Raw genomic sequence first — 12447 nt, 5'->3', positions numbered from 1 at the left:
ATGAAACTGCGGCTACACTGCTTGCAGCGCATTGATGCGCGTCAACTCAAGGCGAATGCGCCCCTCATCCTCCTCTAATCGGCGACCACGCTCGTCGTCCGGATCGAAGCGGTCGATGAACGGCACGATCGCCTCGGTGCTCGGGCCGAGATCGCGTTCGTAGGCGATGCAGGACAGGACAAAGACGTTCATCACATTGAAAAGGATGTCCGTCTGCCCCGGTGCGGTGATGAACGGCGGCAATTGGTTGACCGCAGCACAATTGTTCCATCTCTGCGCTCCCCCTTCTAAAGGCCGGGCGAGAATTCAATTGCCGCGGCGAAAACGCTTAATTCCCAAGCAAGCAGGAAAGGTCACGACTGATTGTTCAAATAGGATGATACGCAAAAACATGCGGCTGGCATTGATCACAATCAAAGGACACGGGACGGCCACAAGCCCCCATGTGAGCCAGTTTATTAGCCACGCATTTCGAGGCCCTCCGGTTGCCGTTCAGTCCGATTCGGTTGCTTTTGATGGAGATCAATGCTCGGCAGGCAGCATTGCTTTATATGCGATCAGAGATTGGGACCGAACTTCGGTCAAGCCGAGGAGTAGATTTTTATGCCTCAGCCCACCATCCCGACATTCGCAGACGTCTTCGCCTATTCGATCGATGCCTGGCAGCGTTCGGTCCTGTTTCTCGACATCATGCGGCAGCGTGCGGAACAGTACGAGGAACACACCGCGCGCGTCGCGCCCCACGTGCTCAACTACGAGGCAGAACTCCTTCTGGACGGCCGCACGCTCGCCCGGCCGGTGAATTACGCGCTCGTGCGCATCGTTCCGCCCAAAGGCATCGTGGTCGACCCGTTGAAGCGGCCCTTTGTCGTTGTCGATCCGCGCGCGGGTCATGGACCGGGCATCGGCGGGTTCAAGGCCGACAGCGAAATCGGCGTTGCACTGAAGGCCGGCCACCCTTGCTATTTCATCGGGTTTCTTCCCGAGCCGGTCCCAGGCCAGACGATCGAGGATATCGCCCGTGCCGAAGCAGTGTTCCTCGAAACCGTGATTACCCGCCATCCCGGCGCCGACGGCAAGCCATGCGTGATCGGCAATTGTCAGGCGGGTTGGGCTGTGATGATGCTTGCTGCGCTCCGCCCGGAACTCTTCGGCCCGATCATCATTGCAGGCTCCCCTCTTTCCTACTGGGCCGGCGTGAAGGGGCAGTATCCGATGCGCTATTCGGGAGGCCTGCTGGGCGGCAGTTGGCTCACGGCGCTCGCCAGCGATCTCGGCGCCGGCATATTCGACGGTGCCTGGCTGGTGCAGAACTTCGAGAACCAGAATCCCGCCAACACGCTCTGGACCAAGCAGTACAATCTCTATTCGAAGATTGACACGGAGGCGGATCGCTATCTCGGCTTCGAACGCTGGTGGGGAGGGCATGTGACGCTCAACGCCGAGGAGATGCAGTTCATCGTCGACGAACTCTTCATTGGCAACAAGCTCGCCACAGGCGAGATACGCACCTCCGACGGCACCGCCGTCGATCTGCGCAACATCCGCTCGCCGATCGTCGTATTCTGCTCCAAGGGTGACAATATCACCCCACCGCAACAGGCGCTCGACTGGATTCTGGATCTTTACGACAGCGTTGACGAAATCCGCGCACACGGCCAGACCATCGTCTACACCGTTCACGAGAAGATCGGGCACCTCGGTATCTTCGTTTCGGCCGGCGTCGCCCGGAAGGAGCACGACGAGTTTGCCTCCAACATCGACCTGATCGATGTGCTGCCGCCCGGCCTTTACGAGGCGGTGCTGAAGCCGGCCAGCGATGTTGCCGAGGGGCGGGACCTCGTGGCTGGCGAATGGGTCATGCGTTGCGAGGCGCGCACGCTTGACGATATCCGCGCGCTCGGCGGCAACGATTTGGAGGACGAGCGCCGCTTCGCTGCCGCGGCGAAGGTCTCGGAGATCAACCTGGCGCTTTACCGCACCTATCTGCAGCCCGCGATCAGGGCTATGGCGACACTGCCGATGGCCGAGGCGATGCGACGCATGCATCCGCTGCGTCTCCAGTATGAACTGTTCGGCTCCAGCAACCCCTTCATGGCGTGGATAGATGCCGGCGCAGAGCATGTCCGTGAAAACCGTAAGCCGACCGCCTCGGACAACCCGTTCCTGGCGCTGCAGGGAACCGCGTCTCGTCAGATCGTCGACGGTCTGGAGGCCTGGCGTCGGGCGGCCGAGCATCTTTCGGAGCAGACCTTCCAGACGATCTACGGAGCCTCCGCCCTCCAGGCTGCGCTCGGCATCGATACGAAATCCTCCCGGCCGCCGCGCAAGGCCGCGAAAAGCCTGCTTCATCAGGCGCTCGTGGATACGCGGATCGCTGAGCTCAAGGCCGCGATGCCCGAGGGTGGCCTTCGCGAGGCTCTCGCCAGGGCGCTCCTTTTCGTCGGTATGGCGCGCGGCGGTGCCGACGAGCGCGGCTTCGAGGCGGTCCGTCGGCTCCGGCGCTCCCATCCCGCAGCCAAGCAATTGACACTTGCCGAGTTCAAGGCGCTGATGCGCGCGCAATACTTCATGCTGTTGATCGACGAGGAGGCCGCGCTCGCGGCGCTTCCTAAGCTGCTGCCGGAAGGAAGCAAGGAACGCCGGGCGGCCTTCGCCGCGCTTCGGCAAGTGCTGGAGGCGCCCGGTCCCCTGACGGGCGTCGCCGCCGAGAGACTGCAACGCGTTGCGGCCCTTTTCGGTCTCGACAGCGAACCACCGGTGCCGATCGTCGCGCGCAAGGCCGCTCGCGATCACGGCGCATCGTGATCGAGGAAGGAGTTTTCGACGTGTCCGAAGTGACTGCACTGACGCCCCAGCCGTCCAAATATGACCGCCTGATCGCCGCCGCTCAAGCGGAGGCGCCTGCAGTTACCATCGTGGCGCATCCCTGTGACGAGACCTCGCTGCGCGGTGCCCTCGAAGCCGCGGATGCGGGACTCATCACACCGATACTCGTCGGCCCGGAGGCCAAGATCCGCAACGTCGCAGCGGAACACCGGCTCGATCTTGGTCGGCGGGAGATCATCGACGTACCCCATAGCCATGCGGCGGCGGCGAAGGCGGTGGAAATGATCCGTGAGGGCAGGGGCGAGCTCCTGATGAAGGGCAGTCTCCATACCGACGAACTGATGCATGAGGTCGCCGCTTCCGCTACCGGTCTCAGGACCGCGCGGCGGATCAGCCACGTCTTCATCATGGATGTCCCGGGGCACGCCGACACGCTCTTCATCACCGACGCCGCGATCAACATCTTCCCGGAACTCGAGGCCAAGCGCGACATCGTGCAGAATGCGATCGATCTATGGGTGACGATCGGTCTCGGCGAACCCCGTGTTGCCATTCTCTCGGCGGTCGAGACGGTGACGACGAAGATTCCTTCGACGATCGAAGCCGCCGCGCTTTGCAAGATGGCCGAGCGCGGTCAGATTACCGGCGGCCTGCTCGACGGCCCGCTCGCCTTCGACAATGCGATTGACCCGGAAGCGGCACGGATCAAGGGTATCAAGTCGCCCGTAGCCGGCCACGCCCAGATCCTGGTGGTGCCGGACCTCGAGGCCGGGAACATGCTGGCAAAGAACCTGACCTTCCTCGCCCACGCCGACGCCGCCGGCATCGTCCTCGGCGCGCGGGTGCCGATCGTGCTCACCTCGCGAGCGGACTCGGTTCGCACCCGTCTCGCTTCGTGCGCCGTAGCCGCACTCTACGCGGCGCGGCGGCGAGCACCGCAAGTGGCGGTCTGAGCCATGGAGGCGCTCCTTGTCGTCAATGCCGGCTCGTCAAGCCTGAAGTTCCAGGTGTTCGGGATCGCTGGCGCGGACCTCAAGCGCGAGGTGCGGGGGCAGATCGGCGGTATCGGCAACCGGCCACATCTGCTGGCAAAGGCGGGCGACGGCGCGCCCCTTATCGACCGAAGCTATGCCGCGGATGCCGTTCGCGACCTTCCGGCGGCAATCGCGGCGGCGCGCGAATGGCTGCGGACGCTCGACGGCTTCGAGCTTCACGCGATCGGTCACCGGGTGGTGCATGGCGGCCCCGATTATGCGCAGCCCGTGCTGATCGATGCCACGGTGCTTGATCGCCTTGCCAGCTACCAGGATCTCGCACCCCTGCATCAGCCCAACAATCTGGCGCCGATCCGTCTTGCAATGGAGATCAACGCGGACGTGCCGCAGGTCGCCTGCTTTGACACGGCCTTCCACCGCGGCCACGCCAAGCATACGGATTGCTACGCCCTGCCGCGCGCCTTCTATGACCAGGGCGTGCGGCGCTACGGTTTCCACGGCCTCTCCTATGAATACGTCGCCGAGCGGCTGCGCGACGTGGCACCGCAAGTGGCCCGGGGCCGGGTGATCGTCGCCCATCTCGGCAGCGGGGCTTCGATGTGCGCCCTGCGTGACGGCCTGAGCATCGAAAGCACGATGGGCTTCACGGCACTCGACGGCCTGCCGATGGGCACACGGCCGGGCCAGCTCGATCCCGGCGTCGTCCTCTACCTGATCATCCAGAAAGGCATGAGTGCAGAAGCCGTCTCGGACCTCCTCTACCACGACGCCGGGCTCAAGGGGCTCTCCGGCCTCTCGAACGACATGCGCGATCTTCTCGCGAGCGACGATCCGCATGCGGCACTCGCCATCGACCATTTCGTTTATCGATGCGGGCTCAACGCAGGGATGCTCGCGGCCGCACTCGGCGGGATCGATGCCTTCGTCTTCACGGCGGGAGTGGGCGAGAACTCCGCTCCGATCCGCGCCCGCATCGTGGAAGGTCTCGCCTGGCTCGGCGCCGAACTCGACCCGGCGGCGAACGAGGCCGGCGCCATGCTGATCTCCACGCCTAAGAGCCGCGTCGCGCTCCATGTCCTGCCAACCGACGAGGAATTGATGATCGCACGCCATACGCTGGCGCTCATTCGTACCCCTGCAGATTGATCCACCGGAGGCGAGCTCATGTCCATTCCCGCCGTGAAGGCCAAGATCCTCGAAGGCCGCAAGGGCCTCATCGTCGGCATTGCCAACGACCGTTCGATCGCCTGGGGCTGCGCCCGTGCATTTCGCGCCTTCGGCGCGGAGGTCGCGGTCACCTATCTCAACGACAAGGCGAAGCCCTATGTGGAGCCGCTGGCACGCGAGCTCGAAGCGCCGATCTTCCTGCCGCTCGACGTCGCCGTTCCCGGCCAGATCGAGGCGGTCTTCGAGCGCATCGGCGAGACCTGGGGAGAGCTCGATTTCCTTGTCCACTCGATCGCCTTTTCGCCGAAGGATACGCTCGGCGGGCGCGTGACCGACGTTCCGCGCGAGGGGTTCCTAACGACGATGGAGATATCCTGTTGGTCCTTCATTCGGATGGCTCATCTCGCCGAACCGCTGATGAAGAATGGCGGCACGCTTTTCACCATGACCTACTACGGCTCACAGGTGGTCGTGGAGAACTACAACATCATGGGCGTCGCCAAGGCCGCGCTCGAAAGCGCCGTGCGCTACATCGCCGCCGAACTCGGCCCCAAGGGTATCCGCGTGCAGGCTATCTCGCCCGGGGCTCTTGCGACCCGCGCCGCTTCGGGTATCCCCGAATTCGATGCGCTGCTCGAAAAGACGAAAATCAAGTCGCCGACGCGCGAGCTCGTCGACATCGATGATGTCGGCGTGGCAACCGCCTTTCTCGCCCACGACGCGGCGCGGCTCATAACCGGTCAGGTGCTCTACGTCGATGGCGGCTATCACATCATCGACTGATGCCCCCGGTTGCGACCCGCGGTTCCCAGACGCGTCCTGCCCTAGGTTCGGGTATCGCAGCGACGGCTGCGCTCCTGTTCTCGATCTGCAAGTCCCTGCTCCACGGCAGCCGTTTCGACCGGCTTCGCGAGGAGTTGCGCTGGAGGGTACCGGTCCAAAAGCAGTCCGAGCAGGCTGCGAAACCGCGCGGTATCGAGGATCGTACCCGAACCGATTACCCGATGGGTCGGCAGCCCCGAATAAACAGTGGCGATTTGGGTCATGATGTCGACCGGATTGGATGCGACAAGCAGAATTGCATTGGGGCAAAAGCGAATAATCTCGCCGACCACGGTGCGGAAGACAGCGGCGTTGCGACCCAGCAGGTCGGTCCGCGTCTCGCCGGGTCGCTGGCCGACCCCCGCGGCGATGATGACGACACCGGCATCTCGGAGGCGATCGTAGTCTCCGTGAGCGATCGGCGTCGCCGACGCAAATGGCATCGCATGTGCGATATCAAGGGCATGTGCCTCGGCGAGAGCTGGATCGAGATCAACCATCACAATCTCGCTTGCCACGCCCCGCAGGCCGAGAGCGTAGGCAGTCGCACTGCCCACCATGCCGGTTCCGACAATACCGACTTTCATCCCGTATCCCACCTTTGAATGGAGACCAGATGTCTATTTTAGCTGACCCTTCGATCAGACCCCAGTCATCGCTGTCAGGGGCCCGTTCCACGCTTGCGTTCCGCCACGACGCGGCGAGGGCTCTTGGCCAGCGGAAATTTAACCTCGCAGCCACGAGAGGCACCTGCGAAGACTGGTTAGGCCCAAGAGAAGCTTACGCAACCCGCCGAGTGCCTGAGTTGTCTAAGCGTTGCCGGAGAGCTATTTTGTGGAAGGCAAGGCTGTGGCCCTATTCTACTTGGGAGTTGGCGCGCGATGCTGGTCAGAGACGTGATGAAGATAAGAGTTATCAAGGTCTCGCCGGACAACAGCGTCAAGCAGGCCGCAGAAGTGATGCTCGCCAATCATATCAGTGGTATCCCGGTCATCGACGATGAAGGGCAACTCGTTGGCCTCATCACCGAGGGTGACCTGTTGCGAAGGACTGAGTTAGGGCATCGAGCCATCGCGACACTCGTCGACGAGTCCTTATCTCCGGAGGAGAGGGCCAACCTATACATCAAGAGCAACGCGTGGAAAGTCGCCGATGTGATGAGCCGTAATCCGGTTTCTGTCGACGAGGACACGTCACTGGCGCGCGTCGCTTACCTGATGGAGGAGCACGGCATCAAGCGCCTTCCGGTGATGAGAGCTGGTGCCGTGGTCGGCATTGTGAGCCGCGCGGATCTTCTCGAGGCGATCATCTCCGCCAAGCCAGATGGAACGGCGCCCGGTGACGAAGCCATCCGTCGCAGCGTTATGATCCGCCTAAGCGAGAACACCGGTCTCGAAGGGCAGGATGTAACGGTGACGGTAGCAAGCGGCGTGGTACATTTGTGGGGGAATGTCTCGACGGAGGAATGCAGGAAGGCGGCGCGCGTTGCAGCCGAAAGCGTCCGCGGCGTCGTTGGCGTCGTGGATCATTTTCCAAAGCACGAGTCGTAGAGGACCGAAGGGCGGTCACGGATCTCCGGGATCCGCGCACTTACCCTTTCCTCAGAAGGCTGTGGGCTGGGCGCTGCCTTCCTGACGAGCGCGCCACCATCGTCGTGATACCGAAAGCAATTCCAATCACTTGAGGCCGCCGGGGCCGAAGGTCCCGCTACAGACGGTTAAGGGGGCATCTCTATGAGCAACGAGAAAGCAGAGGCCCGGCCGCAAAACTCCAAGTCTCCCACCTCGCACGAGTTGCCCACATACTATGGCTGCGGGCCGATCAAATTCAGGGGAAGCCACGACGGGCTCTATGAGCGTCATTTACTCTTCGACAACGTTATCGCCCCGGAGGACGCAGGCAGCCGCGAGCGTTACGAGGCGATTGCCCGATCGGTCAGAGATGTGCTCTCGCAGCGCTGGCAACGTACGGAGCACACCTACGGCAGAGAGAAACCCAAGTGGGTCTATTATCTGTCCATGGAGTTCCTGATCGGGCGATCACTCAGCAACAACATTCTCAATCTCGGTCTCGGCCCCCTCGCCAGGCGGCTGTTCGAACAGAAGCATATAGACGAATTGGCCATACTCGCCGAGGAGCCCGACGCCGGTCTGGGCAATGGCGGTCTTGGCCGGCTCGCGGCCTGTTTCCTGGACTCGATGGCGACCATGCAACTGCCGGCGATGGGCTACGGGCTGCGCTACGAATATGGGATTTTCAAGCAGACGATTGTCGATGGCTGGCAGCGCGAGCAGCCGGACAACTGGTTGCGCCGGCCGGATCCTTGGGAGGTCGCCCGACCGCAGGATGCGGTGGAGATCAGGCTTGGCTGCTCCTTCGAGGTTCGCGGCGGGAATTTGCGGGCGTATGTCGGTATGCCGTCCCACCTGCTCGGCATACCGCACGACCGGCCGATCGTGGGTTTTGGCGGCAGCACTATTAACACGCTGCGGCTTTGGGCCGCCGCAACGCCGGAAAGCTTCGACTTCCAGGCCTTCAGCGCCGGTGAGTTCGTCAGCGCGCTGGCGCAGAGGCTGACGGCCGAGACCGTCACGCGGGTCCTTTACCCCGACGATTCGACCAGCATGGGACAGGGCCTTCGTTTCGTTCAGGAATATTTCCTGGTCGCATGTTCGCTGGCCGACCTCATCCGGCGCTTTCGCTTGAATAACTCCGATTGGCATCTGCTGCCCGACAAGGTAGCCATCCAGCTCAACGACACGCATCCGAGCCTCGCGGTTGCGGAGCTGATGCGCATCTTGCTCGATGAAGCGGACTTGGGCTGGGATGACGCCTGGGATCTCACGCGGCGTTGTCTCGCCTACACCAACCACACGCTTCTGCCCGAGGCGCTGGAGAAATGGCCGCTGCGCTGGTTTGAATTGATGCTGCCGCGCCACCTAGAGATCATTCTCGAGATCGACCGGCGGCTACGGGACGAGATCCTCGCCCGTTTCCCCGGGGACCAGGGCCGCGTCGACCGGGCGAGCCTGATCGAGCCAGGTGGCGAGCGCCTGGTTCGCATGGCCAATCTTGCCATTGTCGGCTCGCACAGCACCAACGGGGTTGCCAAGATCCATTCGAGGCTGCTGCGCGAAACAACCGTCAAAGACCTCGCGGAGATATTCCCCGGCCGGTTCAACAACAAGACGAATGGCGTGACGCCACGACGTTGGCTTCTGATGTCGAATCCTGACCTTGCCCATTGCATAAGCGAATGCATCGGCGATGGATGGATCACAAATCTTGCGGAACTCGAAAAAATGAAGCCGCTCGTCGACGACAGCGGTTTTCTCGATGCCGCGCGCGAGGCCAAGCGGATGGCGAAGCGCAGCTTTGCCGATTGGCTGAGAGCAAGCGCCGGGATCATTGTCGATCCCGAGGCGATCTTCGACAGCCAGGTCAAACGCATACATGAATACAAGCGGCAATTACTGAACGCGCTGAGGATCGTGGCGTTCTACAACCGCATCCGCGAAGATCCCGGCGTCGATATAGCGCCGCGCACCTTCTTCTTCTCGGGAAAGGCGGCGCCCGCTTACCATGTGGCGAAGATCATAATCAAATTCCTCAACAATCTCGCCGCCACGATAGACGCCGACCCCGTGGTGCGCGGGCGTCTCAAGGTCGTCTTCCTGCCGGATTACTGTGTATCGCTGGCGGAGCGTCTCATCCCCGCCAGCGACGTCTCCAACCAGATTTCGACGGCTGGATATGAAGCGAGTGGCACCAGCAACATGAAGTTCATGATGAATGGCGCACTGACGATCGGTACCCGCGATGGAGCGACGATCGAAATGGCCGAGGCGGCGGGCGAGGAGAATTTCTTCCTGTTCGGGCTGACGGCGGACGAGGTCGCGGGGAGCCGCGGCTGGTACAATCCGCGTTGGCACTACGACAACGAACCCGAAACCCGCGCGGTGCTGGACCTGATCCTGTCCGGGCATTTTTGCCGTTATGATCCCGATGTCGTCGATGCGCTCCGCAATGTCCTTCTGACGAGCGGCGACGTCTTCAGGCATTTGGCGGACCTCACCTCGTATCTGGAAGCGGACCAGCGGTTGCAGTCGCTTTATGGCGATTCTCGAGCATGGACCCGGAAAGCGCTGCTCAATGTCGCGAATTCGGGAAGGTTCTCAAGCGACCGCACGATCGCCGAATATGCGGCCGAAATCTGGGACGCGAGACCTTGCCCCATACCTTGACTTCACTACACAGCCGCGCGTCCCTTTAGAACGCACACGGCTCGCTGTAGCACTTTGAAATGCTGCTGTCGCGGGCAGTTAATCGTAAGAATGCGGCCGCTTCGGATTTCAATCCGACGCTCTAAGGCCCGTGGGGATTCATCGTGAATTGATGACGGCGGCTGCGAGATAGATTATTGCGGAGAAGCTCTGGTCGGTTTTGTCGGCTCTCATGGCGATGCGCTTGAACTCCTTGAGCCTACAGAAGAAGTTTTCGATGAGATACCGCCATTTGTAGAGTTCGCGATCGAGCGGCAGTGGTCTCGCGCGTCTTGGGTGTTGAGAGATGACGATCTTGGCACCGCGCGTTGAGATCGGCGATGATGGCATCGCTGTCGAATGCCTTGTCGGCGATGAGGCCACCGAAATCGATGCCTTCGATCAGCGGCTCGACGCCGACCGTGTCGAAGCGATGGCCGGCAGGAGTTCGAAGCGCACAAGATTGCCGAGCGCGTCGCTCAACGCGAGGATCTTGGTGGTCATGCCACCCTTCGAGCGGCCAATGCGCCGGGTAAGGAATTCGCGCCAAAGCAATGCCAGTCGTTCTTCGGCAAAACGGGCGAAGACACCGACGACCGTGAGAGCCGCGAAAACAGCGACGTAAAGGATCGCCTGCCGGATGAATTCAGCCATCTGGCGATCGGCAATCGCAGTCATGAAGTTTCGGCCGACGTAGTTGTTTACGACGTTAAGGGCATTCAGCCCGCAAAGCAGCGCTATCAGTGCGGCAAACAGGAGCTTTGCTTTGAGTCCGACCTCGGAACTCGCAAAAATCCTGACAGTGCGCACAAAGCGAGCTGCGGTTACCTTGAGCGGAATTTGCTGTTGTTCGTTGTTCCATGTCGGTCGCTTCCGACGACTCAAGCAGTCTGCGCTCTACAGCCCCGCGCGTGTTATCCGAGATGCAAAAGGCGGCAGTAGCGGCCGGGCAGTTCGAGGACGGGTTACGAAAGGGAGGCGAGCGCGAAGAGGTAACTCGAGCGGCAGACCTTCCGCCCTTCCATGAGCATGCGTGTCACAGCCAGCCCCCGGTGAACCCGGCCTTGCGCAGCCCCGTCACAATGGGTTCGCATCGGCGCATAATGTCCCAGAGCAAGCCCGTCCGGTAGTTTTCAACCATTAGCACAACCGGTCCTTGGTCGATGCCAAAGTGGTACGGAGTGACCCACCATCCGGTGGGACTGTCTTCCACCACAAATGACTGATTGAAAGACGGTTTGAAACCGTACAGTCGCGTCATGCCGAGGTTCATTCGGGCAAAGTTGCGGGCTGTCGGAATGACGATTTCAGGAGCGAATGGCAGCGAAGCGATAACAACCCATGGCGAAACCGTCCCGTCATCAGGCCCGAATGGCGCGCCGCGCGCGATGTAATCAAAGAACTCCCGCTTGACGCCGTTGACCACTCGCGTGACCCAACCAGGCCCGTCACTTGCGGTGAACCCCCAGCAGTGCGCGCCGTAACCGACGAAATCCATCGGATTGCGAATCGCATATTCCTGCTGCACGAACGTCGCCTGTCGGCTGTTTTGGAAGTAGTCGCTATCGTGCTCGCGCATGAAGGCGTCGCGGATGCCGCGAAAATCAACCCACATATGGGAAAGCTGGTGCGTAAAGAGTGGGCCCGAATAGAGCAGCTCGCGGCCGAACATATTCCTCCATTCGTAGCTTTCCGTATAGGCGGTGTAGGATTCTGCGGGCAAGGGATAGGTCGGCGACCCCAAGCCGAGGATATAGAGAAGCATTCCCTCATCATATCCGCGCCACCGGTAAGGAATGAACCCACTTTCCGGCCGCCAGCCGTGAGTGAGGGTGGGGCCGTGATCGCGAGCCCAGTTCCAGTCGGCGCGCTCGTAAAGCGCCGTGGCAAGTTGCCGAATCTCCGCTTCGTCGGCCGTGTCCTGGTCGAAATAGGTGGCAACGGTCAGTGCGCCGGCGAAGAGGAAGGCCGAATCGATGGTCGATAATTCGGATTGCCAGACCCGGCCGCCGGTCTCGATGTCGAGGAAATGGTAGAAGAAGCCTTTGTAGCCAGAAGCGTCCGGCTCTGGTCCCTGTGGAAGCTCGATCAAGAACCGCAATCGCTTGCGAGTGATCTTGGCCGCGAATTCGCGGATGATGACGCCGCGTTCCACGACAACGGGAATTGTGGCCAGCGCCATGCCGATTGCCGCGATGCTTGCCGGGGCCCTCGGGTCCGTTTTGTCACGAACCAGGCCGTTGTCCGGATTGGTGACTTGCAGGTAGTAGAGCAATGTCGTGAACTGTAGTCGCCCAAGGTTCTCCTCGGTCGGCTGCCCGTGGAGATCGGCGTCGGTCGAGAGCATCTCGGGCATGGCTTCTGCTCCGTCA

8 protein-coding genes and 3 pseudogenes are annotated in these 12447 nt (G+C 61.7%); 6 read left to right on the top strand and 5 right to left on the bottom strand.

The window, feature by feature from the left end:
• Positions 1 to 90 precede the first annotated feature (90 nt).
• Positions 91 to 168 (bottom strand): annotated as a pseudogene (locus tag PZN02_RS32275) (DUF2950 family protein); the annotation flags it as partial.
• A 435-nt stretch (positions 169 to 603) separates the two neighbouring features.
• Here PZN02_RS32275 and PZN02_RS23055 point away from each other — a divergent pair.
• Genes PZN02_RS23055 through fabI form a run of 4 tightly spaced genes read left to right on the top strand, consistent with a single transcriptional unit; the run spans position 604 to position 5774 of the window.
• Positions 604 to 2808: a DUF3141 domain-containing protein gene (locus PZN02_RS23055; protein WP_280662973.1), complete on the top strand. Its 2205-nt coding sequence runs from the start codon at positions 604 to 606 to the stop codon at positions 2806 to 2808.
• A gap of 20 nt (positions 2809 to 2828) precedes the next feature.
• On the top strand, positions 2829 to 3782 hold the full coding sequence (locus PZN02_RS23050; protein WP_280662972.1) for a phosphate acetyltransferase: 954 nt from the start codon (positions 2829 to 2831) through the stop codon (positions 3780 to 3782).
• Between the two features lie 3 nt (positions 3783 to 3785).
• Positions 3786 to 4970, top strand: coding sequence for an acetate/propionate family kinase (locus PZN02_RS23045; RefSeq protein ID WP_280662971.1), 1185 nt, complete (start codon positions 3786 to 3788; stop codon positions 4968 to 4970).
• Positions 4971 to 4988: 18 nt separating this feature from the next.
• The gene (fabI, locus tag PZN02_RS23040) at positions 4989 to 5774 is read left to right on the top strand and encodes an enoyl-ACP reductase FabI (protein ID WP_280662970.1); all 786 of its coding nucleotides are present in this window, start codon (positions 4989 to 4991) and stop codon (positions 5772 to 5774) included.
• Between the two features lie 41 nt (positions 5775 to 5815).
• On the opposite strand, the gene PZN02_RS23035 is transcribed toward fabI, so the two are convergent.
• A complete protein-coding gene (locus tag PZN02_RS23035; RefSeq protein WP_280662969.1) occupies positions 5816 to 6400 on the bottom strand; it encodes a lactate/malate family dehydrogenase in 585 nt (194 codons plus the stop codon).
• 294 nt (positions 6401 to 6694) lie between these two features.
• On the opposite strand from PZN02_RS23035, the gene PZN02_RS23030 reads away from it, so the two are divergent.
• Positions 6695 to 7363: a CBS domain-containing protein gene (locus PZN02_RS23030; RefSeq protein WP_280662968.1), complete on the top strand. Its 669-nt coding sequence runs from the start codon at positions 6695 to 6697 to the stop codon at positions 7361 to 7363.
• A 183-nt stretch (positions 7364 to 7546) separates the two neighbouring features.
• On the top strand, positions 7547 to 10057 hold the full coding sequence (locus PZN02_RS23025) for a glycogen/starch/alpha-glucan phosphorylase (protein ID WP_280662967.1): 2511 nt from the start codon (positions 7547 to 7549) through the stop codon (positions 10055 to 10057).
• A gap of 138 nt (positions 10058 to 10195) precedes the next feature.
• On the opposite strand, the pseudogene PZN02_RS23020 reads toward PZN02_RS23025, so the two are convergent.
• From PZN02_RS23020 to PZN02_RS23010, 3 genes and pseudogenes are all read right to left on the bottom strand, one after another.
• A pseudogene (locus PZN02_RS23020) lies at positions 10196 to 10600 on the bottom strand (transposase); the annotation flags it as partial.
• Positions 10601 to 10960 (bottom strand): annotated as a pseudogene (locus PZN02_RS23015) (ABC transporter ATP-binding protein/permease); the annotation flags it as partial.
• A 151-nt stretch (positions 10961 to 11111) separates the two neighbouring features.
• A complete protein-coding gene (locus PZN02_RS23010; protein WP_280662966.1) occupies positions 11112 to 12431 on the bottom strand; it encodes a glucoamylase family protein in 1320 nt (439 codons plus the stop codon).
• Positions 12432 to 12447 lie beyond the last annotated feature (16 nt).

Origin of the sequence: Sinorhizobium garamanticum (assembly GCF_029892065.1) — a bacterium.
GTDB classification, from domain to species: domain Bacteria; phylum Pseudomonadota; class Alphaproteobacteria; order Rhizobiales; family Rhizobiaceae; genus Sinorhizobium; species Sinorhizobium garamanticum.
This window is presented reverse-complemented; position numbering and strand designations above follow the sequence as displayed.

Bases quoted from the DNA above. Each gene is read 5' to 3' on its own strand.
- PZN02_RS23055 (WP_280662973.1), top strand. From the start codon at position 604: ATGCCTCAGCCCACCATCCCGACATTCGCAGACGTCTTCGCCTATTCG.
- PZN02_RS23045 (WP_280662971.1), top strand. From the start codon at position 3,786: ATGGAGGCGCTCCTTGTCGTCAATGCCGGCTCGTCAAGCCTGAAGTTC.
- fabI (WP_280662970.1), top strand. From the start codon at position 4,989: ATGTCCATTCCCGCCGTGAAGGCCAAGATCCTCGAAGGCCGCAAGGGC.
- PZN02_RS23035 (WP_280662969.1), bottom strand. From the start codon at position 6,400: ATGAAAGTCGGTATTGTCGGAACCGGCATGGTGGGCAGTGCGACTGCC.
- PZN02_RS23030 (WP_280662968.1), top strand. From the start codon at position 6,695: ATGCTGGTCAGAGACGTGATGAAGATAAGAGTTATCAAGGTCTCGCCG.
- PZN02_RS23025 (WP_280662967.1), top strand. From the start codon at position 7,547: ATGAGCAACGAGAAAGCAGAGGCCCGGCCGCAAAACTCCAAGTCTCCC.
- PZN02_RS23010 (WP_280662966.1), bottom strand. From the start codon at position 12,431: ATGCCCGAGATGCTCTCGACCGACGCCGATCTCCACGGGCAGCCGACC.